We start from the raw sequence: 23,412 nt of genomic DNA, 5'->3' as shown, positions 1-23,412 counted from the left end.
GCGGTTCCCGCACCCTGCGCCGGCGGTGGCGGGCGGCGGAGGGTCGCCTGGGTGAGTCGTCTCCGCGCTGGTCAAACGCCTTGGAATGGGAGCACGCAATGCTCCGTTCACCTTGGATTCAAGCTCCATGTGGCGAAGGTAACAAGTCGGACATACGTGAGAATGACCGTGCGTGATCATCGGATCGCATGTTTATGCCCTCTGCCGCAACGGATTCCGAAGCATTTCCGCCATTGACGCAATCAATACGGCCAAGGTTCCATGGCGGCCCGGGAGCGAAGGACCAGAACCCCACAGCAGCAAGCCAGCGGAGGCGATACCGCTCCCTCTCCAGGACCGCACAGAGCCGATCGGAAGCCACATGACCGACACGCTTCGCCCGCCACTCGCCGTAGCCCCCACTACGGCGGACCAGGGCGCCGCCTCCCCCCAGACGCTCAAGCGCTCGATCGGTGTCGTGGGCGGGACCCTGCTCACGCTGTCCTGCGTCACCCCGGCCTCCACGCTCTTCGTGATCGTCCCGGAACTGTTCTCCAGCATCGGCAGCGCCACCGCGCTGGCCATCGCGATCGGCTCGGTGCTCTGCATCGCGGTCGCCTTCTGCTACTCCGAGCTCGGCACCCTGATCCCCAGCGCCGGTGGCGAGTACGCGATGGTCGGCACCCTGGCCGGGCGCCTCGCCGGCTGGCTGGTCTTCGTGCTCTCGCTGATCGTGGTGCTGATCGTCCCCTCGGTGATCGCCCTCGGCACGGCCGACTACCTCGCCCCGGTGCTGCACGTCGACAAGCCGATCGCCGGCGCCGCGGTGATGCTGGCCGCCACCCTGGCCGGTCTGCTGGACCTGCGCGCCAACGCCTGGATCACCGGTGTCTTCCTGGTCCTGGAGGTCATCGCGGCCGGCGTCGTCTCGGTGCTCGGCTTCGCCCACGCCAACGGCGGCGCGCCCAGCCTGCTGCACGGGGTGGTCGCCGGCGACGACGGCGCCACCACCACGGTGAGCATCGGCGCCATCGTCGGCGCGCTCGGCATCGCACTCTTCATCACCCAGGGCTTCTCCACCGCGGTCTACCTCTCCGAGGAGCTGGAGAACCCGCGCCGCAACGTCTCGCGCACCGTGCTGTGGACCCTCGGCATCTCCGCCGCGGTCATCCTGGTCCCGGTCGTCGCGATCACCATGGGCGCCCCCGACCTGGCGACGCTGACCTCCGGCGACATCTCCGGCCTGGTCACCGCGTGGAGCAACTCCGCCGTCGGCACCTTCATCAGCCTCTGCGTCGCCCTGGCGATCATCAACGCCGGCATCGTCATGGTCATCCAGAACTCCCGGGTGCTGTTCGCCTCGGCCCGTGACAAGGCCTGGCCCGAGCCGGTCAACAAGGCCTTCTCCACCCTGGGCCGGTTCGGCTCGCCGTGGGTGGCCACGCTGGCCGTCGGCCTGCCGGGCGCCGCGCTCTGCTTCGTCAAGGGCGAGCTGCTGAGCGAGATCACCGGCGTCGCCGTCACCGGGATGTACCTGCTGGTCGCGATCGCCGCGCTGCTGTCGCGCCGCAAGCACCACAAGCACGCCGCCGCCTGGCGGATGCCGCTCTGGCCGGCCGTCCCGGTGGTCCTGATCGCCGTGCTGGTCTACATCATCACGCAGCTGGACACCGTGCCCCTGCTGTGGACCGGCGGCATCACCGCCGTCGCCACCCTCTACTGGCTGTGCTACCTGCGCCCCCGGCAGGAGACCCGCTGGGTGATCACCCTCCCCGAGGACCAGCAGGCCTGAGAACGGCCCGCCGAGACCCCCACCCCTCCCCCCACACGGCGGTGCCCCGGGCCACCCGGCCCGGGGCACCGCCGTCCCTCGTGCGGCTACTTCTTGAGCTTCCACTCCGGGGAGGTGGCGATCGCCTTCAGCTGGTCCACGGTCAGTGCCGGCGCGGTCCGGGTGGCCGGGGTGTGCTGGGTACCGCTGTTGAACGCGCTGATCACCACCCGCAGACCGTTCGGGCGCAGGGTGTCGACCGTCCACATCACCGGGTTGCCGGGCGTCTTCCTGGTCGTCACCCTGGTGCCGTCGGGGAGCTGCTCGGCGCCGGCGAAGATCGAGCCGCGCTCGGGGTCCCTGCTCCAGTCCTGCACGTTGATCTCCACCAGGGACTTGCCCTTGCCGTCGTTCACGACGAAGGCGGCGAAGCCCGCCTGGCCGCCGGTCTCCGTCTCGGTCAGCCCGGCCGGGAGCAGCTCGGCGGTGATGCTCAGGATCTCCTCCTGGCCGTACTCCTTGCCGGTGTCCCGGGGCGTGACCGGCGCGGGCACCGGGATCGCGGCGACGATCCGCTCCCAGGACCTGTCCGTGACGACCGCCTTCAGCTGCTCGGCGCTCAGCGGCGGGGTCGCCCGGGTGACCGGGGAGTCCTTCTCCGCCGCCGCGTTCCACTCGGACAGCTCGATCCGCCGGCCGTCCTTGCCCACCAGCGTGGCGTTCCACCATTTGATGTCGACCCGGCGGTCGGGGTACTCGTAGCCCTGGAACACGGTCAGCGAGCCGCCGTCCGGCAGGGTGGTGGCGGTGCAGGCGTCGTACGGGATGTACTTCTTGTCGGGGCAGGTGTTCTCCGCCCGGCCGGGGTCGCCCTCCGCCAGCCGGCCGACCGAGATGCCCACCGCGGCCTCGCCCTTGCCGTCGTCGAAGACCAGGTTCGCGGTGACGAGCGGCGCCGCGCCGGGCTTGCCGGAGGGCTCGGTGCCGTGTCCCGAGCCCTTGGTGCCGCGGCCCGCGGGCAGCAGTGCCTGGAGGGTGGCGAGCACCTCCTCGCCGGTGATCACCGGCAACGAGGCGGAGGCCGACGCCACCGGCGAGGCGGAGCCGGCAGCCGCACCGGACGCGGAACCGGACGCGGAACCGCTGCCGGCCGCGACGAGCGCGGTGCCGGCCGGGGTGGAGCCGGAGAGGTACACCGCGCCGGTGCCCACCAGGGCCAGCGCGGCCGCGCCGCCGACCACCGCGGCGGCCGAGCGGCGGCGCCAACGGCGGCGGCCGCGGTCCAGGCCGCCCGCGACCAGCGGCGCCTGCTCGGTGTGGAAGCCCTCACCGGCCCGGGTGATGGCGTAGAGAAGATCGTCTTCGAACGTGTCCTGCTCGGACATGGGTGATCACCGCTTCTTTCGATCACAGGTCGGATGACGGCGGAGTTCGTCCGCTCGACGGGCTCGGGGCCCGGTCGGCGGCGGCCGCGCGGGCTCGGGGCCGGCGGGCGGGCGGGCTCAGTGGGTGGCCAGCTCGGCGAGCGAGTCGCCGAGCAGCGCCCGCAGCCTGCCCAGGGCACGGGTGGTGCGGGTGCGGACCGCGCCGGAGGAGGCCCGCAGCACCTCGGCGGTCTCCTCGACGCTGCGGTCCTCCCAGTAGCGCAGCACCAGCACCGCCCGGTCCTTGGCCGGCAGCCGGGTGAGCGCGTCGAGCAGGGTCAGCCGCAGGGTGCTGTCCGCCTCGCGGCCCTCCGGTTCGGGCAGTTCGCCGGTGGGGCGTTCGCCGCTGGAGCGGCGGCGCTGCTGGGCGAGGAAGGTGCGCACCATCACGGTGTGGGCGTACGCGCCGGGGTTGTCGATCCGGTACCGGCCGCCTGTCCAGGCCGCGCGGCGCCACAGCACGTACATCCGGCTGAGGGCCTCCTGGACGAGGTCCTCGGCGTGGTGGGTGTCGCCGCCGGTCAGCAGGCAGGCGGAGCGGTACAGGTGACCGGTCCGACTCGACACGAGTTCCAGGAACTCCCCGTCCTTGACCCCGCGCGTGGCGCCGATCCGCCCCATCCCCCGTGCCCCCCTGCCCGCTGCCGTCGACATCTCTTGGATGCGGTGAGCGGGGCGGGATGTTACAGCCGGGCCGAAGGAACTTCCGGATCAGTCCGTGGGACGCCGGCGCTGGTCGCGGAGCACCACGCCGCCGCCGATGAGCAGCGCGACGAGCAGGGCGCCGACGCCCAGGACGTACGTCGCGGTGCGGCCGTCGCGGTCGGCCTGGGTCTCGCCGAGTCCGAGCGGCTGCGGCACGATCGGGGCGGCGGCCAGCTGGACCGGCTTGTCCGGCTTGACCTCGGAGGGCGGGTCCTCGGGCGCCTTGGTGACGGCCTTCACCGGGTCGACCACGCCCCAGCCGATGTACTCGTTCGCCTTGAGGTCGGTGCGCTGCGCGGTCTGCTCGATCCAGGCGCGCACCTGCGCCGGCTTCCACTTGGGGTGGGCACCGACCAGCAGCGCCGCCAGGCCGGCGACGTAGGGCGCGGCGAAGCTGGTGCCGTTGTCCACGCACTGACCGCCCCGGGGGACGGTGGAGAGCATGTCGACCCCGGGCGCGACGACGTCCACGAAGTCGCCGTACTGGGAGAAGGGGGCGCGCTCGTTGTTGCGGTCGGAGGCGCCGACGGCGAGCACGCTCGGGAACGCGGCGGGGAAGGTGTCGCCCTCCTTGCCGTCGTTGCCGCTGGAGGCGACCACCAGGACGCCCTTGGCCTCGGCGGCCTCGACGGCGGCCTTCAGCTCCGGGTAGCCGCCGAAGTCGGCGTTGCCGGCGCCGCGCACGTCCTGCGAGATGTTGATGACCTTGGCGCCGCCCTGGATCGCGGCGTAGATCGCCTCGACGAGGGTGTAGACGTCACCGTTGCCCTCGGCGTCGTTCTGACGGATCGACAGGATGGTGGCGCCGGGGGCGATTCCGACGAAGCCGGTCTGGTCGTAGTGGCCGGCGGCGATGATGCCCGCCACCTTGGTGCCGTGGCCGACCAGGTCGTCCTTGCCGCCGCCCTCGACCTTCTTCTTCTCCTTGTCCTTCAACAGGGAGCCGCCGTCCACCACCCGGTTGGCCAGCTGCGGGTTCTGGTCGTTCACCCCGGTGTCGATGACCGCGACGGTCACCCCGGCACCGGTGGTCTGACCGCCCTGCCAGAGCTCGTCGAGCACCATGCGCTGCAAGGACCACGGCACGGCCTGCACGTTCTGGGCGTCCTTGGCGCAGTCACCGGCGGCGGCGATGCCGGGGCCGTCCGCGCGGGCCGGGGTGGCCAGCGGACCGCCGAGCACCGCGAGCGCGGCCATCGTCGCGGCCGCCTTCCGGTACCTGACTACGGACACCCTGCCACCCCTCTTGTCGTCCACCCGTGTTGCGCGCCAGGGGCGGGTGCCCGTGAACCGGGCACCCGCCCCTTCGGCGGAGTCGATCATCCCCTGACGGGGAGCAGCTCCGTCAGCTCCAGAGCCTGGCGTTGTTGTTCTCGGTGCTGTTGTAGCTCTCGGCCGCCTTGTCCAGCGAGCCGGCGATCTGGGACAGCACCTGCTGCAGGTGGGCGGCGCGGGAGTCCCACTTCGCCTGGTGGGCCTGGTAGCCCTGCTGGGCGGCGCCCTCCCAGCTGGAGGCGATCTTGGTGACGCCGGCCTTCAGCTCCTCGAGCTGGGAGTGAATGCGGTTGGCGGTGTTGCGAACCTCGGTACCGGCGTTACGCACGGTCTCGAAGTTGACGAGAATGTGGTCGGACACGATGTCTCCTTGTCGAGGAACCGACGCGCTCCCTCACCGGGGGCCGTCGATGAATGACCTGGCAGAGAGGGGATCAGATCTTGCCGGCGCCGAACGCCGCCTGCTGGTCCGCGTCGGTCGCCGAGTACTGCTTGGTCGTGATCTCGATCGCGTCCTTGATCGCCTTCAGCGACTTGTTGAGCTCGACCGCGTCCTCGTTGAACTGACCCTGCAGGGTCTTGTAGGCCTGCGCGGCCTGACCCTGCCAACCGCCCGCAATCGAACCCACCAGGCTGTCGAGCTTGCGAATCTCGCCCTCGACCTGTCCGATGACCTCGTCCATGTGCTTGGCGAAAGCCAGCATCTCCTGAGCGGTCGTCTTGAACTGACCCATGCTCTACCGTCCCCCATGAGACAGACATTGTGTCCGGACCGCCGTTCCCGGCCGGCCCGCCGCATCACCGGTGTGATGTCCAGCAGCACTGTAGTCGGCACACGCAACTCGCCCAACACCGGGGAACCGGTAGTTACCAGACCATGACACTGGGGCCAATTCCGTTGCGGTCATGGGCAGGTCAGGCGTTCTGCTGCTGCGCCGCGGTCTTCGAGTTCAGCGCCGGGCCGAACGGCACCAGGTTCGACCACTGCTGCGGCACCGGCACCGGCTGCAGCCCCTGGTAGCCGAGCCGGGCCTGGTTCCCGCCGGCCTCCTCCTGCTGCGGCTGCCCGGCGACCGGGTCCCCGGGCTGGGCGGTCGGGGTCGGGGTCGGCACGGCGCTCGGGACCGGCTTGCCCGGCTGGGCGGTCGGCGAGGCCTGCGAGCCCTTGCCGCCGGTGCTGTTGGACGGCACCGCGTAGCGCAGCCCGGTCTCGGTGATCAGGTAGTCGATGCCGGAGCCGCCCGGACCCGCGTCCAGCGCGCGGTAGAAGAGGCCGTAACCGGGCGTCACATAGGCCGAGCCGACACCGCTGCTGTGCTTCGCCGGGAAGTCCGGTCCGGCCCAGACGCTGCGCAGCAGCGTCTTGCCGTCCTCGGCGATCCCGTCGAAGGTGCTGCAGATCACCGGCTTGGCGTCCTTCGCCGCCTGCCAGTTGTTGGCCGGCGCGCCCGTCCTGGTCGGCCAGTCGTCACCGACGTCCTTCAGCGGGGTGCTGGTGTTGAACGCGGCGTAGTCCGCCGGCATCAACTCGTCGATCCGCGGCGTCCTGTCGGCGTCCTGGTTGTACAGGCCCTGCCACGCGGGGTTCTGCCGGATCAGCTCGGCCTGCAGCTGCGTGACGACGAACAGCTGGTCCTTGCCCACGACGAAGTGGCGGTCGCCGTACCGGACCAGGCGGCCGATCTTGCGGTCCTCCGGCTTCTGCAGCGCCACCGAGGAGTTGGGGCCCTTGACGTCCGGGACCAGTCCGTCGACCTTGGGGAACTGGATCACGCTGCCGGTCACCAGGGTCTCCAGCCAGTCCTTCTTCACCGGCTGCGGCTTCGCGCTGGCCCCGAAGATCGCCGCCACCAGCTGCTTCTTGTCGCTCTCCGAGGTCTGCGTCCCCCCGATGGCGTGCTTGCGGCCCTTCGCGTCGACCAGGTAGAGGTTCAACTTGCTCTGGTCGATCGGCGGTTGCCCCGGGCCCGGCTGCGCGGCGACCTTCTGCTCGTCGATCTCCTTCACCAGCAGCGCCTGGTCGATGTCCAGCACCCGGTCCTTGGCCGCCAGGGCCTTGGCGTCGGCGCCGCCGGCCACGAACAGCGCCTGGTTCGCCGTCTCCTGCTTGTCGTCCGGGCCGGGGCTCTCGCAGACCGACCACTTCATCGGCTTGGAGGCGTTCTCCTTGGTGGGCAACTTGTCCGGCGCGTACGGGATGCCGATGGTCGGGCCGTGGTTCGGGTACTTGTCGAGCACCTCGTCGGCGACCACCACCACCTTGGCGTCCACCGGCAGCACCAGCCGCGCCGAGGACATGTTGAGGACCTGGTGCAGCCGCTTGGTCTTGCCGTCCGGATCGGTCAGCACCACGTACCGGGTGGTGCTCTTCTTGCCCTGGACGACGTTCTTGCCGCTGTCCCAACCCACCGGCGCGCTCGGCTTGAACACCCCCCAGAGCCCGAACCCGCCGACCACCAGGGCGCCCACCACGACGCTCGGCAGGATCGCCTTCACCGGCCGCGGCGCGTCCTCGTCACTGCCGCCCCCGTTGGGCAGCAGAAAGGCGCCGACCGTTCGCTTCCGGGCGAAGGTGTAGGCGTTCAGCTCGTCCCGGCGTGATGCCATGCTCGTCGTCTCCCCTGTCTGACCGACATACCCCGTGGTCCGCACCCGCCGGGCGAGAGCGGCTTCGAACCCTCTACGATGCGGCAGCAGACGGTGAGTACGGTACGGGTACGGTTCGCGAACCGGCCAACCGGGCCGCGACAACTGATTCAGAGAGGGCCACTCGGGGGATGCCAAGCCAGACCGCTCCAGGGCGCCGAAGCACCGACGAGGGCCGGGGGTCGCGCCCGTCCGGCCGGCGGGCACGGCCCGACCGGAGCCAGTCCGCCGAACCCGCGGCCGTCGGCGGCCCCGCGGCCCCCGTCGCGGTCCGCGTCCACCCCCGGCCCGGGCTGCTCGGCGGCCGGCTGAGGCTCCAGCAGCTCGTGCTGGTCGAGGTCGCGGTGGCCCTGGTGGCGGTCGGCTGGACCATCAGCAAGCCGATGGCCGGCGTCTTCGGCGCGGTCGCCCTGGTGCTGGTCGTCCTCGCGGTGATCCCGCTGCGCGGCCGCACCATCCCCGAGGCGCTGCGGGTGCGCGCCGCCCTGAAGGCCCGTCGCAAGCAGGCCCGGACGAACGTCCCGCCGGTCGGCACCGACCCGGCCATCGCCCCCGCGCTGGAGCTGGAGCCGGCCCTGCGCACCTGCACCCACGCCACCGAGACCGACTTCGGCGGCCGCCCGATGCGCCGGGAGACCGGCATGGTCGGCGACGGCACCTTCCTCAGCTCGGTGCTGCTCGTCCAGGCCAAGGACCAGCCGCTGCGCCCGGTGCGCACCGCGCTGCCGCTGCCGCTGGACGTGATCTGCTCGGCGCTGCGGGTGGACGACATCTCCCTGGAGTCGGTCCAGATCGTCCAGCACACCCAGCCGGCGCCGGCCCCGCACCTGCCCGAGCAGTCGCTGGCCGCCCGCGCCTACCAGGAGCTGCCCGACGGCACCGCCACCCCCGGCCTGCGGCTGACCTGGGTGGCGCTCAAGCTCGACCCGGAGCTGGCGGCCACCGCCGTCCGCGCCCGCGGCGGCGGCGAGGAGGGCGCCCGCAAGGCCCTGCAGCGGGTCACCGACCAGCTCGCCGGACGGCTCAACAGCGCCGGCTTCAACGCCACCGTGCTGGACGAGCGCGAACTCATCGCCGCGCTGGCCATCTCCACCTGCGCCAACCCGCTCGCCGTGGCCGGCCGCCAGGGCACCGGCAGCGGCGGCGGCAGCGGCCGCCGCACCCAGGAGAGCAACCGCTTCTGGCGGATCGACGACCGCTGGCACAGCACCTACTGGATCTCCCGGTGGCCGCAGCTCAGCCGCCCCGGCGGCGCCCCCGGCCGGATCGCCGCACCCGACCTCGTCAACCTCGTCACCGGCTCGCCCGCGCTGGCCAGCACCTTCAGCCTGACCGCCGGTCACGGCACCGGCGGCTCGGTGACGATCAGCGGCCACGTCCGGGTGACCGGACGCAGCGAGAGCGAGGTCGCCCAGGTCGGGCGGCTGGTGGAGGCCCGGGCGCAGAGCGCCGGCCTCGGCCTCGCCCGGCTCGACCTGGAGCAGGCCCCCGGCATGCTCGCCACCCTGCCCCTGGGAGGTGCTTCCTGATGGCGTACCAGACCTATCCGACCCCCGGCCCCCAGCCCGGTGCCGAGCAGGCCCGGGTCCGGCCGCGCATCCTGCCCGGCTTCGGCCTGCGCGGCCCGCGCCGCGAGAAGCACGTGCTGACCACCGAGGACCTCGGCGCGCTGTCCTTCCCGGTCGGCGACGACGGCGTCCTGATCGGCGAGGACGTGCAGAAGCAGCCCGCCGTGCTCGGCCTCTTCCGGCCCAGCGCCTACGACCTGGTCCTGGTCGGCGGCGTCTGGACGGCGCAGGTCATCGCGCTGCGGGCGGCGGCCACCGGCGCCCGGATCGCCGTCGAGACCGCGCGCGGACAGCTGTGGGGCCCGATGGCGCAGGCCGCGGGCGGCGGCCAGCCGTGCGTGACCGTCCACCAGGTCGGCCGGCTCGGCCCGCAGGGCGCCTCGGTGACCTCGCCGGTGCTCGTGGTGCGCGACCTCGGCGCCCGCCCGCCGCGCAGCCGGCTCTCCGCCGCACCCTGGCAGACCACCCTGACCCTGCTGCCGTACCTGGGCCCGAACGCGGCCCGGGTGCTGAACGCCGCCGACCTGGTCGGGGTGCAGCGGGTCTCGCCGCAGGAGGCGGAGCTGATCGGCCGGGTGCTCTCGCTCGGGCCGCAGGACATCGCCGCACTGCCCACCCTCGGGGACGACATGACGCTCTGGACCACCCGGATGCGCCGCCAGTACGTACGGACCGTCGCCGGGCAGGCCGAGCAGCAGGTGCTGGGCGGGGCACGCCGGATGGACTGACCCGGTGCGCCCCGATCGCGCCCTGGGCGAGATGAGACTCCGCCTTCAACGGGGGGTGGTGCACGGCCTAGTCTTTGATGCGGCAACGGCACCGCGACGAGCGGCGGCGAACACGAGGGAGCCCTAGGTGAGCAGCGATCGGGACGGCGTCTACGTCGGCGACAACGCGGCGGAGGACGACGACGACTGGTCCGACGCGCCCGACTACACTCCCCCGTCCTGGTACGTGCAGACGGAGTCCCCGGGGGCTCCGACGGCTCCCCCGGGCCCGGCGCCCGGGCCACCGGGTGGGGCGGGCGTTCCGGCGGCGGGCGGTGGGCAGGCCGCGCCTGCCCCGGTACCGGTGCCCGCACCCGCACCCGCCCCGGTTGTCGCGCCGGCCGCGGAAGGACCTGCGGTCGCCGTACCGGTCCCCGCGCCGGTACCGGTCCCCGTCCCCGCGCCCGCCCCGGCCCCCGAGCCGGTGGCGGCCCCGGCCGTGGTGACCGCCCCCGCCCCGGAGGCGGCGGCCCCCGCGCCCGCCACCCACGTCGAGGCGCAGCACGTCCCGTTCGCCGCGCCCACGGCCGGCGTGCCCGCGCCCGCCCCGGCTCCGGCGCCCGAACCCGCCCCGGCTCCCGAGCAGCCGCAGGCCGCGGTCGCCCAGCCGTGGCCGCCGGCGGACGTCGCCACGCACCAGCAGCCCGGCCCGGCCCAGCCCGTGCCGCCGCAGCAGCCGGCGCACCCCCAGCCGTACCCGGACCCGCAGCCGTACCCGGACCCGGCCCCGCAGCCGTACGCGCAGCCGCAGCCCTACGCCGAGCCGCCGCACGCGGGCCCTCCGCAGGCCCCCCAGCAGCCCCAGCCCTACCCGGACCCGCAGCCGTACGCCCAGCCGCAGGCGTACCCGGACCCGCAGCAGCAGGCCCCGCAGGCCCAGCCCCAGCCGTACCCGCAGCCGGTGCAGCAGCCGGCGGACCCGCAGGAGCAGCAGGCCGCCGCGTGGGCCGCCGCCCAGCAGGCCCCCGCGCCCGGCCCGCAGGCCCCGCCGGTCGACCCCCGCCAGGGCGGCTGGCCGCAGCCGACCACCTACCAGCAGCCGCCCCAGCAGCCGCAGCCCCAGCAGGCACCGCAGCCGGGCCCGGCCCAGCCGTGGCAGCAGCAGTCCGGCGTGCCGCAGGCACCCGCCGCGTTCCAGCAGGCCGCCGCCCCGCAGCAGGTCGCGCACGGCGCCCCGCTCGGCTACACGGCCGCCGTCGAGCTCTCCTCGGACCGCCTGCTGCGCAGCCAGCCGAAGCAGCAGCGCCAGCAGCCGCGCTTCCAGTTCGGCGGCAAGGCCGCCGCGGCCGAGCGCGGCCGCCGGCTGGAGATCATCCGGACCCCGGTGATGAGCTGCTACCGGATCGCGGTGATCAGCCTCAAGGGCGGTGTCGGCAAGACCACGACCACCACCGCGCTCGGCGCGACCCTGGCCAGCGAGCGCCAGGACAAGGTGATCGCGATCGACGCCAACCCGGACGCCGGCACCCTCGGGCGCCGGGTCAAGCGCCAGACCGGCGCGACCATCCGCGACCTGGTGACGGCCATCCCGCACCTGCGCAGCTACATGGACATCCGTCAGTTCACCTCGCAGGACCTGCACTCGGGCCTGGAGATCCTGGCGAACGACGTCGACCCGGCCGTCTCGACCACCTTCAACGACTCGGACTACCGCCAGGTCATCGACGTCCTGGGCCGCCAGTACCCGATCATCCTGACCGACTCCGGCACCGGCCTGCTGTACAGCGCGATGCGCGGGGTGCTGGACCTCGCCGACCAGCTGATCATCGTCTCCACCCCGAGCGTGGACGGCGCCTCCTCCGCCTCGACCACGCTGGACTGGCTCTCCGCGCACGGCTACGCCGACCTGGTGCAGCGCAGCATCACGGTGGTCTCCGGGGTCCGCGAGACCAGCAAGATGATCAAGGTCGAGGACATCGTCGCGCACTTCCAGACCCGCTGCCGCGGCGTGGTCGTGGTGCCCTTCGACGAGAGCCTGGCGGCCGGCGCCGAGGTCAACCTCGACATGATGCGGCCCAAGGTCCGCGAGGCGTACTTCGAGCTCGCCACCCTGGTCGGCGAGGACATCGTCCGCGCCCAGCAGGCCGCCGCCCAGCAGTCCGGCTGGCAGCAGCAGGCCCAGCAGGCCCCCGCGCCGTACCCGGGCCAGCCGCAGCCGTACGCGGACCCGCAGCAGCCCTACCCGCAGCAGGCGCAGCAGCAGCCGTACCCGCAGCAGGGCCAGGGCGGCTACCCGGCCGGCGGGCCCGCGCCCGGCGCGCCGTGGGCCCCGCAGCCGGGGCAGGCCCCGCCGCCCCCGCCGGGCTACGGCTACCCGCAGGCCCAGCCGGGCGCGCAGCAGCCGCCGCAGGAGTGGCCGCAGCAACCCCAGCCGCCGGCCGGCGGGTACGGCTACCCCCAGCCGCAGCCGGGCGCGCAGCCGCCCGCGCCGCCCGCCGGGTACGGCTACCCGCAGCAGCCCCAGCCGTAGCGACCCGGAAGGGCCCGCCTGCCGTCCGGCAGGCGGGCCCTTCGGCGTCGCGCGGCGGGCCCCGGTCGGGGCCGCGCGGTCCGGTCAGAGGACGTCGGTCAGCTCGCGGGCCTGCTTGACGTCGTCGGCCATCCGGTCCAGCAGCGCGTCGATCGAGTCGAACTTCTCCATCCCCCGCAGATAGGTGAGGAAGTCGACGGCGACGTGCAGCCCGTACAGGTCCAGGCCGACCCGGTCGATGGCGTACGCCTCGACGGTGCGGGCGGTGCCGTCGAAGGTCGGGTTGGTGCCGACCGAGATCGCGGCCGGCATCAGCTCGCCGTCCGCCGTCAGCCAGCCCGCGTAGACGCCGTCGGCCGGGATCGCGCTGTGCGGCACGGTCTCCACGTTGGCCGTCGGGTAGCCCAGCTCGCGGCCGCGCTGGGCGCCGCGCACCACCACACCCTCGACCCGGTGCGGGCGGCCCAGCACCTCGCCCGCGCCGGCCACGTCGCCGGCCGCGACCAGCCGCCGGGTGAGGGTCGACGAGAACGGCTCGCCGTCCCCGGCCGCCCCGCGCACCTGGAGGTCGACCACCTCGACCCCGAAGTCGGCCGCCCGGCCCAGCTCGGCCAGCAGCGCGACGTCGCCCGCCGCCCGGTGCCCGAAGCGGAAGTTCGGCCCCTCGATGACCAGCCGGGCGCGCAGCGCGTCCACCAGCACCTGCCGGACGAAGGTCTCCGGGGACTCCTGGGAGAACTCCGCGGTGAACGGCAGCACCAGGACGGCGTCCACGCCGAGCGCCTCGATCAGCTCCGCGCGGCGCGGCTGCGGGGCCAGCAGCGGCGGGTGGCTGCCCGGGCGGACGACCTCGCTCGGGTGCGGGTCGAAGGTGACCACGACCGAGCGGACGCCGAGCTCACGGGCGCGCTCGACCGCCCGGTTGATGATCAGCTGGTGTCCGCGGTGCACACCGTCGAACGAACCGATGGTGACGACGCTGCGTCCCCAGTCACCGGGGATCTCCTCCAGGCCACGCCAGCGCTGCACCCTGACCGCTCCTTGTTCCGTACGGCGCGTACCTTCTGTACGCTCAAACGCTCAAAACCCGAACCCCTATAGCGTGCCATGCGCCTGCCCCTGCTTCGGCACCGGAAGGCGGGTTGGGCGCACCACCGGGTGTCCGGGACCGGACAGCGGGGTGCGCACGGCCTCCCGCCCGGCCTCGGCGGCCGCCTCCTGCGGGTCGCGCCCGGCCGCCGCCAGCTCCCGCAGCCGGGCCAGCCGCGGGCCCGCCGGGCAGGTCGGCGACCCGTCCCCGGGCCAGCGGACCAGCAGCAGCGCGAACGCCGCCGAGCGGGCGGCGCAGCGCACCAGCAGCTCGTCCGCGCCCGGCAGTCCGGCCGCCGCGCGGGCCAGCACCGTCCGGGCCCGGGCCGGGCGTTCGGCCGCGCAGTGCTCGGCCAGCCGCTCCACGGCGGCGGCGAGCACCTCCTGGTCGTCCTCGGTGGCCAGCAGGGTGTCCAGGAGTTCGCACCGCAGGGCGTCGGCCGCGGCGTCGGCGACCGGGGCGGCCAGCACCTGGGCGAAGGGCCGCCGGACGGCGGCCGCCGGGGCCGCCAGGGCGCTGCCGAGCAGCACCCGCAGCTCCAGCCGGGCGGCCGGGCTCCCGGCGGCGCCGCGCTCCAGCCGGCGGCCCAGGTAGTCGACGGCGACCGGGCCCGCCAGCGCCGGGCGCTCCCGCAGCAGCCGGGCCGCCAGCTCGGCGCCGCGCCGGGTGGCCTGCGGCGTCCGGGCGTCGGCCAGTACCCGCAGCGTCTCGGCGACCGCCGCGCCGGGCGCGTCCAGCCGCTGCGCGAACGCGGCCAGGACGGGCTCCGGGTCGCTCTCCAGGGCCGGCGCCAGCGCCCGTGCCGTCAGGAAGCGGTCCTCGCCGTGCCGGTACGCGGCGAGGGCCGCCGGGAGGTGGACGGCCCGGGCCTGCGGGTCGCGGACCAGCAGGGCCAGCGCGGCGCCGTGCAGGCACGGCTCCTCCTCGCGGGCGAGCAGGGCCAGCGCGGCGAAGCGCAGCAACTCCGGCCCGGCACCGCGCGCGTACGGCGCGGCGCGCAGCGCGTGCACGGCGGCGGCGACGTGCCGCTCGGGCCGCCGGTCGTGGCTCCAGCGGTCCACCGCCCGGCAGAGCGCGGAGGGCTCCTCGCCCGCGAGGACGGTGAGCAGCGCGTCCGCCCGGGGGTGCGCCGCGTCGGCCAGCGCCTCCGTCAGGTCGTCCAGGGCGAGTGCGCGGTGGTGGTACAGCAGGTCGTGGGCGAGGTCGGCGACGGTGGTGCCGGGGCGGCCGGGCAGGCCGCGCGGGTCCTCGAACCAGGCGCAGAGCAGCGGGATCACCCCGGCCGGGTCGGCGCGCAGCCGTTCGGCCGTGGCGGCGAGGAACGGCTGCCCCGGCCCGTCGGCGGTGACCAGACGGCGCAGCAGCGCCAGTTCGTCCTCGGCGGGCAGCCCCAGGCCGGTCCAGAACCGCGGGCCGAACCGGCCCAGGCCCGCCGCCGGGAGCCGCTCGAACCCGCCGGCCGCGGGGGCCACCTCGGTGATCCGGCCGGCCAACTGGGCGAGCAGTGCCCGGTGTTCGGCGAGGTCGGGGCTGGCGGCCAGCCCGGCGGCGAGCAACCGGCCCGCCCACCAGCCGGGTTCGCTGCCGGGCGGGCGCAGGTCCAGCGCCCGCCAGAGCCGGTGCAGCCACGGGTCCAGGGCGGTGGCGCCCCAGGTCTCGGCCAGCCGCCGCAGCGCGGCCGCCACCGGGGCGACGCGGTGCCGGGGCACGGTGCGGACCTCCCCCGGCGGCGGGGTGTCCTCGGCCTCGCCGAGCAGCAACCGCAGCGCCGCGTCCAGGTCCAGGTGCAGGCCCTGGAGCCAGTCGGAGAACTCGCCGTGCGCGAGCCGGTAGCCGGGCCCCGCGGGGACGAACAGGCCCTCCGCCAGCACCGCCGTGGCCCAGTTGCCCACCGGGAAGAGCTCCTCGAAGGCGGCCCGGCCGAGCCCGCCCTGCTCCGCGCCGAGCATCCGCCGGGCCGCCTCGTGCACCCGGCCGGCCACCGCCGCGGCCAGCCTGCGCACCCGGCCGGGCGAGAGGCCGGCGGGCCGCCCGGCACCCCGGCGGTGGGCCCCCGGCCGCCGGGGCCGCCCGTCGGCGGCGATCCGCTGGGCCACCCGCAGGCAGCGCAGGTCCAGGTGGGCCGCGAACAGCTCGCCGCGGCCCACCGGCTCCCCGCGCAGGCCCTCCGCCCACAGCTCCCCGGCCAGCCGGACGGCCAGCGGGTGCCGGGCGTCCGCCGCGGCCGGCCAGCCGGGCGGCAGGCCGTAGCGGCGGCGCACCCGGTCCGCGGCCTCGGCCGGCAGTGGTCCGAGCCGCAGGACGGCGAGGGCCTCGGCCGGCTCCGCGCACCGGCAGCCCTCGGGCGCGGGCCGGGCCGTCGACCCGGCGTCCGGGTGGGCCGGTCGGGCGGCGGAGGCGGCCAGCCCCGCTGCCGGTAACTCGCCGCCGGACCACGCCTCCCCGGTCCGCAGCTCCCCGTTCGCCGGCTGCTCGTCCGCCGGCTGCTCGTCCGCCGGCGCGCCGGCCGCGGCGGCCGACCCGTGCAGCGGACAGCCCGCCCCCGTCGCGCCGGCGGCCCCGCCCGGGCCGCCGCCCCCGCCGGGTGCCAGCAGCTCCCGGGCCTCGTCCCCGCAGGCGGTGAGCAGCCGCGCCCCGACCGCCGTCAGCCACTCCCCGGCCGACCGCAGCCAGGCCCCGTCCAGCGGGACGGGCGCCTCCTCGGGCCCGTCCAGCACGACCAGCAGCGGTCGCCGCGCCGCCGCGCAGAGGGCGGCCACGGCGTCCGGCCCCGGCGGCGGCCGGGTGCCGAGGTCGGCCGCGGCCGCCGCCAGGGCACGCTCCACCGCCGCCGCGAGCGAGGCGTCCTCGGCCGGCAGGTCGGCGCCGCGCAGCCAGAGCGTGGGCAGCGGCCGGTCACCGCCGCCGCGCCGGACGGCGAGGGCCGCGAGTTCGGTGGTCCGGCCGGAACCGGGCGCGCCGACCAGCGCGGTGACCGTCGCCGACGGCTCGTCCCCGGCCAGGCCGTCCGGACGGTCCACCCGGTCGGCGGCCAGCGCGGCCACCCGGCCGGGGCCGGCCCCGGCCGCCGCCACCTGGGCGGCGGCCAGCCGCAGCACGCCCGCCAGGTTGAGCGCCGAACCGTACGCGGGGACGCCGGCCGCGTTGCGCGCCAGCGCCTCGGCCAGCTCCGGCGCGTCCTCCCCCGACCCGCTGCCGTTCGCCGGGGCGGCGGTCAGCGCGCTCCCCTGCTCCGGGGCCCGCAGCGCCGGTGCGGCGACCCCGACCACGGCGCCGCTGCGGGCGTCCAGCACGGGCGCCCCGGCGGGCACCAGCACCGCCCCGCCGACGACCGGGACGTCGAGCAGCAGCACCCCGCCCAGCAGGTGGAAGCGGTCCGGGCGGGCGTAGACCGCGCCGGTGGCACCGAGCACGCCGCAGCGCAGGACCACCGCCCGCCCCTCCTCGCCGCTCAGCGCGGGCAGCACCACCTCGCGCCCGGCGATCGCCCCGCCCGGCGCGGCGATCGGCAGCGGCGGCACGGGCAGGCCGCCGACGGTGTCGGTGCGCAGCAGGGCCAGGCCGTGCCCGGGCAGTGGCAGGACGCTGTCCGGGCCCAGCACCCTGGTCTGGCCGCCCGGGGTGTGCAGGACGATCCGGTCGAGGCCCGCGACGCTCTCGTGGGCGGTGAGGACGGTGCCCTGCGGGTCGGCGACGAACCCCAACCCCCGCAGTCGTCCGTCCAGGTCGCGGATCCGTAGCAGGTAGCGCCCCGGATCGCCCGCCACCCCGTCGCCGTCCAGTGCTCCCGGCATGCGTGCAGCCCTCCCCGCAGGGCCGTGCGGCCCGGAGGCGGACGCGTCGCGGCGACCTGCTCGCCGCCGGGGAGCCTGCCCGCCACCGGCCCGGCCCGACCGCACCCGCGCCGCTCACCACCGGGGTTCACCTCGCGCGCTCCCCCGTGCGGGTGAACCCCGCGCGGCCCCGCCGGGTGCGGTCGGCGTCGAGGCAGCGCGCCCCGCCGGCTCCCCGCACCGCGGCCGGGGCCCGCCGGGGGAACGCCGAGAGCCCCCTGGTGCCCCGACCAGGGCACCAGGGGGCTCGACCGGCACAAGGCCCGGCAGGTCCCGGCAGGTCTCAGCCGGTGTCGGCCGTCCTCAGCCGACGAAGACCGCGACCGGCTTCGCCTGGCCGCCCGTCTCCTCCACCAGCGCGAGGAACCGGCCGTCCGGCCCGTACACCGCGATCGGCCCGGCCACGCCCATCCCGGGCGCCTTCAGCCGGGCGCCGTGCGAGAGCAGCTTGGCCTGCTCGGCATCGAGGTCCCAGCGCGGGAAGGCGGCCGCGGCGGCCTCGCCGATCGGCAGCACCTCCAGCGGCGCGCCGGAGCCGCCGGTCACCGACTCCTCCAGCTCCTCCAGGGTCCTGGCCGACTCCACCCCGTACGGGCCGACCCTGGTGCGCCGCAGCGCGGTGAGGTGGCCGCCGACGCCGAGCCCGGCGCCGAGGTCACGGGCCAGCGCCCGGATGTAGGTGCCGGAGGAGCACTCCACCGTCACGTCCAGGTCGATCACCGGCGTGCCGTCCTCGGCGACGGCGGACCGCTGCTCGTGCACGGTGAAGGAGTGGATGGTGGTCGGCCGGGCCGCGATCTCGAAGTCCTCGCCCTCGCGCACCCGCGCGTAGGAGCGCTTGCCGTCGATCTTGATCGCGCTGACCTTGGACGGCACCTGCATGATCTCGCCGGTGAGGGCCGCGATCCCGGCGTCGATCGACTCCCGGCGCACGCCGTCGGCCGGCACGGACGCGGTGACCTCGCCCTCGCGGTCGTCGGTGACGGTGGTCTGGCCGAGCCGGACGGTCGCCTCGTACGTCTTGGCGGTGAGCATCAGGTGGCCGAGCAGCCGGGTGGCCCGCTCGACGCCGATGACCAGCACGCCGGTGGCCATCGGGTCCAGCGTGCCGGCGTGGCCGACCTTCCGCGTCCCGGCCAGCCACCGCAGTTTGGCGACCACCCCGTGCGAGGTGATGCCCTCCGGCTTGTCGACGATGACCAGGCCGTCCGGGCCGGTTCCCTTGCGCTTCATCTGTTCTTTTCTCTGGAGGCTTCTCTGGAAGTGGTCAGCTGACGGGCCGCAGCGCGCCGCGGAACCGCTCCACCACGTCGGCCACGGGCTCGCGGGTGGAGAACCCGGCCGCGAAGGTGTGCCCGCCGCCGCCGAGCTCGGTGCAGGCCGCCGCGACGTCCACCGCGCCCTTGGAGCGCGAGGAGCCGCGCAGCGTGCCGTCCGGGTCCTGCTTGAGCACCAGCGCCACCTCGGCCTCGGCCGGGCGGCGCAGGACGTCGATCAGGCCCTCGATCTCCTCGACGGTGACGCTGAACAGCGCCAGGTCCTGGTACGGCACCCAGGTCCACACCAGGCCCAGGCCGCCGGCCGCGTCCGGCTCGTAGACGGCCCGGTCGAGGGCGGCGGCGAGCACCTTGAGGTAGCCGAAGGAGGAGGTGTCCCACAGCTGCCGGGAGATCAGGTCGTGCCGGATGCCGGTGGCCAGCAGCCGCCCGGCGAGTTCGTGGGTCGCGGGCGTGGTGGCCCGGTACCTGAACGAGCCGGTGTCGGTCGCGACACCGGTGTACAGGCAGGTGGCCAGGTCCTGGTCCAGCTCGACGCCGAGCCGGCGCAGCAGCTCGTCCACCAGGACGGCGGTGGCCGGCGCGCTCGGGTCGATCAGCTGGTGGGTGCCGAAGCCGGGGTTGGAGGCGTGGTGGTCGATGACCACCAGCACCGGCGCGGCGAAGGCCTTCTCGTGCAGCAGGCCCAGCCGGCTCTCCGCGGCCACGTCGAAGCAGAGCACCAGCTCCGGGGTGCCGGGCACCTCGGAGGCGGGCACGATCAGCTCCTGGCCGGGCAGGAAGGCCAGCGACTCGGGCACGATCTGCGGGTCGTCGCCGAAGGAGACCCGGACCTCGTGGCCGAGCCCGCGCAGGGCCAGCGCGGCCGCCAGGGCCGAGCCGAGCGCGTCGCCGTCCGGGCAGATGTGGCAGATGAGGTCGATGGACCGGGCGCGCCCGATCTCCGCGACCACCTGCTGCCAGACCAGCTCGAAGCCGGGCGCCTCGGCGCGCGGCCCCGGAAGCACCGCGAGGGCGCCCTCCACCGTGCTGGTGGAGGACGCCCCCGCGACCGCTCCGGCCGTCGAACCGGCCGGCGCCGGCTCACCCGCCATGACTACTCGTCCTCGTCGTCACGCTCGGACGCGGGGACCTTGTAGGGGTCCGCGTCGCCGGCGTACGTCGCGCCCGCCGCGGTGGTGCGCACCGCGGCGTCGATGGCCCGGGCCCGGTCGAGCAGGTCGTCGATGTTCCGGGCGTTCTCCGGCAGCGCGTCCGCGACGAAGGTCAGCGTCGGGGTGAAGCGCACCCCGATCTTGCCGACCTCGGAGCGGATCACTCCCTTGGCGCTCTCCAGCGCGGCGGCCGAGGCCTCGCGCTCGGCTTCGTCACCGAAGACGGTGTAGAAGACGGTGGCCTCGCGGAGATCGCCGGTGACCCTGGTGTCGGTGATGGTCACATAGCCCAGCCGCGGGTCCTTGATCCGGCGTTGCAGGGTCTCGGCCACGACCACCTGGATGCGGTCTGCGAGCTTGCGCGCCCTAGCGGTGTCGGTCACGTTGCCTCCTCGTGCAGTGGGCCTGGTAGCTCGGGCGTACTGCCTGCCCGTCGGGGCCCACGCCCCAAAGTACCGGCCCGCGCCCAGCCTTGTGGGCGCTCTCGGTCCTGATCTGTGTGAGAACGGCGACTCGCGCCGGTCCGTTCCGCAGACCTCATTCGTCGTCGTCGTTGTGGTAGCGCCTCCTGGCGGAGAGCAGCTGAACCTCGGGGCGGCCGGCGACCAACCGCTCACAGCTGTCCAGGATCTCGGTGATGTACCCGGCTTCGCCGGAGACCACCGCCAGGCCGATCTCGGCCCTCCGGTGCAGATCCTGGTTCCCGGTCTCGGCAGCGCACACGCTGTACTTGCGCTGCAGTTCGGCCACGATGGGCCGCACGATCGAACGCTTCTCCTTGAGCGAGTGGACGTCGCCCAGCAGCAGGTCGAAGGTGAGTGTTCCCACGAACATGTATGACAGGTCTCGCCGACCTGGAGGCCTCGGGGACAGCCCTGAACCGGGCTGGTACTGCTACATCTGAACTACCCCGGACCCTACACAGCGAGACCGGGGCCGGTCGACGGGAATTCCACCCGTCGACCGGCCCCGGACACCACCCGCTTACGCGCGCGGCTTCTCGCGCATCTCGTAGGTCTCGATGATGTCCTCGACCTTGATGTCGTTGAACGACCCCAGGGTCACACCGGCCTCGAAGCCCTCGCGGACCTCGGTCGCGTCGTCCTTGAAGCGACGCAGACCCTCGATGTTGAGGCTCTCCGCCACGACCTTGCCGTCGCGGATGAGGCGGGCCTTGGCGTTGCGGCGCAGCAGGCCCTCGCGGACGATGACACCCGCGATGTTGCCGAACTTGGAGGAACGGAACACCTCGCGGATCTCCGCGGAACCGAGGCGCACCTCCTCGTACTCCGGCTTGAGCATGCCCTTGAGGGCGTTCTCGATCTCCTCGATCGCCTGGTAGATGACCGAGTAGTACCGGACGTCCACGCCTTCCTTGTCGGCCGCGGTACGCGCACGGCCTTCGGCGCGCACGTTGAAGCCGATGATGATGGCGTCCGAACCCATCGCCAGGTTGACGTCGGACTCGGTGATCGCACCCACACCGCGGTGCAGGATGCGGAGCTCGACCTCCTCGCCCACGTCCAGCTTGACGAGGGCGTCCTCGAGGGCCTCGACCGAACCGGAGACGTCACCCTTGATGATGAGGTTGAGCTGCTCGATCTCGCCTGCGGCGATGGCCTTGTCGAGGTCCTCCAGGGACACCCGGACCCGACGCTGCGCGAAGGCGGCGTTGCGGTCGCGGGCCGAGCGCTTCTCGGCGATCTGACGGGCGGTGCGGTCCTCGTCGACGACGATGAAGCTGTCGCCGGCGCGGGGCACCGAGGTCAGACCGAGCAGCAGCACCGGGCGGGACGGGCCGGCCTCGGCGAGGCTGTTGCCGTTCTCGTCCAGCATCGCGCGGACGCGGCCGTAGGCGTCGCCGACCACGATCGAGTCGCCGACGCGGAGGGTACCGCGCTGCACGAGCACGGTCGCCATGGCGCCGCGGCCCTTGTCGAGGTGGGCCTCGATGGCGATACCCTGCGCGTCCTGCTCGGGGTTGGCCCGCAGGTCCAGCGAGGCGTCCGCGGTCAGGACCACGGCCTCCAGCAGCTGGTCGATGTTGAGCCCCTGGCGCGCGGAGATGTCGACGAACATGGTGTCGCCGCCGTACTCCTCCGCCACCAGACCGAACTCGGTCAGCTGACCGCGGACCTTGGTCGGGTCGGCGCCCTCGACGTCGATCTTGTTGACGGCGACCACGATCGGCACACCCGCGGCCTTGGCGTGGTTCAACGCCTCGACCGTCTGCGGCATGACACCGTCGTTGGCCGCGACCACCAGGATCGCGATGTCGGTGGACTTGGCACCACGGGCACGCATGGCGGAGAACGCCTCGTGACCCGGGGTGTCCAGGAAGGTGATCGGGCGCTCTTCGCCGTTCACGATCGTGGCCACCTGGTAGGCACCGATGTGCTGGGTGATGCCACCGGCCTCGCCGGCCACCACGTTCGACTTGCGAATGGCGTCCAGCAGGCGGGTCTTACCGTGGTCGACGTGACCCATGACGGTGACGACCGGCGGGCGCGGGGCCAGCTGGTCCTCGTCGCCCTCGTTGGCACCGAAGTCGATGTCGAACGACTCCAGCAGCTCGCGGTCCTCGTCGTCGCGGCTGACGATCTCCAGGATGAAGCCCATCTCGCCGGCCAGCAGCTCGAGGGTCGCGTCGGAGACCGACTGCGTCGCGGTGACCATCTCACCGAGGTTGAACATGACGGAGACGAGCGCGGCCGGGTTGGCGTTGATCTTCTCCGCGAAGTCCATCAGCGAGGCGCCGCTCGACAGGCGAACGGTCTGGCCGTTGCCGCGGGGCAGCATCACACCGCCGACGGACGGGGCCTGCATGGCCTCGTACTCCTGGCGCTTCGCCCGCTTCGACTTGCGACCACGGGCCGGACGGCCACCGGGGCCACGGCCGAAGGCACCCTGCGTGCCACCACGGGCACCCGGGCCGCCGGGACGGCCGCCGAAGCCACCCGGACGCGGGCCGAAACCGCCGCCGCCACCGGGGGCACCGCCACCGGGACGCGGACCGCCGAAGCCGCCGCCACCGGCCGGACGCGAGCCCGGACCGGCCGGACGGCCCTGGAAGCCCGGACGGGCGCCACCGGCGCCACCCGGACCGCCCGGACGGGCGCCGGGGCCACCGGGGCCACGGCCGCCGGGGCCCGGACGCGGGCCCGGAGCCGGACGCTGCGGCATCATGCCGGGGTTCGGACGCGGCATGCCGGACGGGGACGGACCACCGGGGCGCGGACCGGCCGGACGGGGCATGCCGTCGGGACGCGGGGCACCACCGGGGCGCGGCGCGCCACCGGCGCCGGGGGCACCGGCGGGACGCGGACGGTCGCCACCCGGACGGGGACGGTCGCCCGCACCGGGGGCACCGGCGGGACGCGGACGGTCGCCACCCGGACGGGGACGGTCGCCCGCACCGGGGGCACCGGCGGGACGCGGACGGTCGCCACCCGG

General features: G+C 74.6%; 16 protein-coding genes and 1 pseudogene. 4 read left to right on the top strand and 13 right to left on the bottom strand.

The genetic code is table 11. The features are described 5' to 3' along the window. Positions 1–361: 361 nt before the first annotated feature. Entirely contained in the window at positions 362–1,771 is a 1,410-nt protein-coding gene (locus tag ACWDRR_RS31935; RefSeq protein WP_449775735.1) for an APC family permease, read from the top strand. Positions 1,772–1,857: 86 nt separating this feature from the next. On the opposite strand, the gene ACWDRR_RS31930 is transcribed toward ACWDRR_RS31935, so the two are convergent. From ACWDRR_RS31930 to ACWDRR_RS31905, 6 genes are all read right to left on the bottom strand, one after another. Beyond that, positions 1,858–3,135 carry a hypothetical protein gene (locus ACWDRR_RS31930; protein ID WP_449775734.1) on the bottom strand — a complete coding sequence of 426 codons (1,278 nt, stop codon included), beginning with the start codon at positions 3,133–3,135 and terminating at the stop codon, positions 1,858–1,860. Between the two features lie 117 nt (positions 3,136–3,252). After that, entirely contained in the window at positions 3,253–3,795 is a 543-nt protein-coding gene (locus ACWDRR_RS31925) for a SigE family RNA polymerase sigma factor (protein WP_449775733.1), read from the bottom strand. Between the two features lie 90 nt (positions 3,796–3,885). Next, a complete protein-coding gene (gene mycP / locus ACWDRR_RS31920; RefSeq protein WP_449775732.1) occupies positions 3,886–5,112 on the bottom strand; it encodes a type VII secretion-associated serine protease mycosin in 1,227 nt (408 codons plus the stop codon). A 112-nt stretch (positions 5,113–5,224) separates the two neighbouring features. Next, positions 5,225–5,515, bottom strand: coding sequence for a WXG100 family type VII secretion target (locus tag ACWDRR_RS31915; RefSeq protein WP_449775731.1), 291 nt, complete (start codon positions 5,513–5,515; stop codon positions 5,225–5,227). 73 nt (positions 5,516–5,588) lie between these two features. Beyond that, complete coding sequence (locus ACWDRR_RS31910; protein WP_449775730.1) at positions 5,589–5,888, bottom strand: WXG100 family type VII secretion target; 300 nt, start codon at positions 5,886–5,888, stop codon at positions 5,589–5,591. A 181-nt stretch (positions 5,889–6,069) separates the two neighbouring features. Next, positions 6,070–7,761 carry a type VII secretion protein EccB gene (locus tag ACWDRR_RS31905; RefSeq protein ID WP_449775729.1) on the bottom strand — a complete coding sequence of 564 codons (1,692 nt, stop codon included), beginning with the start codon at positions 7,759–7,761 and terminating at the stop codon, positions 6,070–6,072. Between the two features lie 170 nt (positions 7,762–7,931). Here ACWDRR_RS31905 and eccE point away from each other — a divergent pair, with 170 nt between their 5' ends. The 3 genes from eccE to ACWDRR_RS31890 all read left to right on the top strand — a co-directional run bounded on the left by eccE (position 7,932) and on the right by ACWDRR_RS31890 (position 12,605). Next, entirely contained in the window at positions 7,932–9,329 is a 1,398-nt protein-coding gene (eccE, locus tag ACWDRR_RS31900; RefSeq protein ID WP_449775728.1) for a type VII secretion protein EccE, read from the top strand. Next, a complete protein-coding gene (locus ACWDRR_RS31895; RefSeq protein ID WP_449775727.1) occupies positions 9,329–10,096 on the top strand; it encodes a hypothetical protein in 768 nt (255 codons plus the stop codon). Before eccE ends, ACWDRR_RS31895 begins: the two co-directional genes overlap by 1 nt. A 127-nt stretch (positions 10,097–10,223) precedes the next feature. Next, positions 10,224–12,605, top strand: a complete 2,382-nt coding sequence (locus ACWDRR_RS31890; protein WP_449775726.1) for a MinD/ParA family ATP-binding protein — start codon at positions 10,224–10,226, stop codon at positions 12,603–12,605. A gap of 84 nt (positions 12,606–12,689) precedes the next feature. On the opposite strand, the gene ACWDRR_RS31885 is transcribed toward ACWDRR_RS31890, so the two are convergent. The 7 genes and pseudogenes from ACWDRR_RS31885 to infB form a co-directional block, all read right to left on the bottom strand. After that, positions 12,690–13,634: a bifunctional riboflavin kinase/FAD synthetase gene (locus tag ACWDRR_RS31885; RefSeq protein ID WP_449775725.1), complete on the bottom strand. Its 945-nt coding sequence runs from the start codon at positions 13,632–13,634 to the stop codon at positions 12,690–12,692. 66 nt (positions 13,635–13,700) lie between these two features. Then, on the bottom strand, positions 13,701–17,489 hold the full coding sequence (locus tag ACWDRR_RS31880) for a trypsin-like peptidase domain-containing protein (protein WP_449775724.1): 3,789 nt from the start codon (positions 17,487–17,489) through the stop codon (positions 13,701–13,703). Between the two features lie 342 nt (positions 17,490–17,831). Continuing rightward, positions 17,832–18,761: a tRNA pseudouridine(55) synthase TruB gene (gene truB, locus ACWDRR_RS31875; RefSeq protein ID WP_449775723.1), complete on the bottom strand. Its 930-nt coding sequence runs from the start codon at positions 18,759–18,761 to the stop codon at positions 17,832–17,834. A gap of 34 nt (positions 18,762–18,795) precedes the next feature. Beyond that, positions 18,796–19,899 carry a DHH family phosphoesterase gene (locus ACWDRR_RS31870; RefSeq protein WP_449775722.1) on the bottom strand — a complete coding sequence of 368 codons (1,104 nt, stop codon included), beginning with the start codon at positions 19,897–19,899 and terminating at the stop codon, positions 18,796–18,798. A gap of 2 nt (positions 19,900–19,901) precedes the next feature. Next, positions 19,902–20,342, bottom strand: a complete 441-nt coding sequence (rbfA, locus tag ACWDRR_RS31865; protein ID WP_360639235.1) for a 30S ribosome-binding factor RbfA — start codon at positions 20,340–20,342, stop codon at positions 19,902–19,904. 154 nt (positions 20,343–20,496) lie between these two features. Beyond that, a complete protein-coding gene (locus ACWDRR_RS31860) occupies positions 20,497–20,793 on the bottom strand; it encodes a DUF503 domain-containing protein (RefSeq protein ID WP_266274452.1) in 297 nt (98 codons plus the stop codon). Positions 20,794–20,943: 150 nt separating this feature from the next. Further along, positions 20,944–23,412, bottom strand: a pseudogene (gene infB / locus ACWDRR_RS31855) (translation initiation factor IF-2); the annotation flags it as partial.

Source organism: Kitasatospora sp. NPDC003701 (assembly GCF_053587085.1).
The sequence above is the reverse complement of the archived record's forward strand: the minus strand, read 5'-3'. Positions and strand labels throughout refer to the sequence as shown.

Coding starts and splice junctions, on each gene's coding strand:
- ACWDRR_RS31860 (WP_266274452.1), bottom strand. CDS start 20,793: ATGTTCGTGGGAACACTCACCTTCGACCTGCTGCTGGGCGACGTCCAC.
- ACWDRR_RS31910 (WP_449775730.1), bottom strand. CDS start 5,888: ATGGGTCAGTTCAAGACGACCGCTCAGGAGATGCTGGCTTTCGCCAAG.
- ACWDRR_RS31905 (WP_449775729.1), bottom strand. CDS start 7,761: ATGGCATCACGCCGGGACGAGCTGAACGCCTACACCTTCGCCCGGAAG.
- truB (WP_449775723.1), bottom strand. CDS start 18,761: ATGAAGCGCAAGGGAACCGGCCCGGACGGCCTGGTCATCGTCGACAAG.
- ACWDRR_RS31895 (WP_449775727.1), top strand. CDS start 9,329: ATGGCGTACCAGACCTATCCGACCCCCGGCCCCCAGCCCGGTGCCGAG.
- ACWDRR_RS31935 (WP_449775735.1), top strand. CDS start 362: ATGACCGACACGCTTCGCCCGCCACTCGCCGTAGCCCCCACTACGGCG.
- ACWDRR_RS31930 (WP_449775734.1), bottom strand. CDS start 3,135: ATGTCCGAGCAGGACACGTTCGAAGACGATCTTCTCTACGCCATCACC.
- ACWDRR_RS31880 (WP_449775724.1), bottom strand. CDS start 17,489: ATGCCGGGAGCACTGGACGGCGACGGGGTGGCGGGCGATCCGGGGCGC.
- eccE (WP_449775728.1), top strand. CDS start 7,932: ATGCCAAGCCAGACCGCTCCAGGGCGCCGAAGCACCGACGAGGGCCGG.
- ACWDRR_RS31925 (WP_449775733.1), bottom strand. CDS start 3,795: ATGGGGCGGATCGGCGCCACGCGCGGGGTCAAGGACGGGGAGTTCCTG.
- ACWDRR_RS31870 (WP_449775722.1), bottom strand. CDS start 19,899: ATGGCGGGTGAGCCGGCGCCGGCCGGTTCGACGGCCGGAGCGGTCGCG.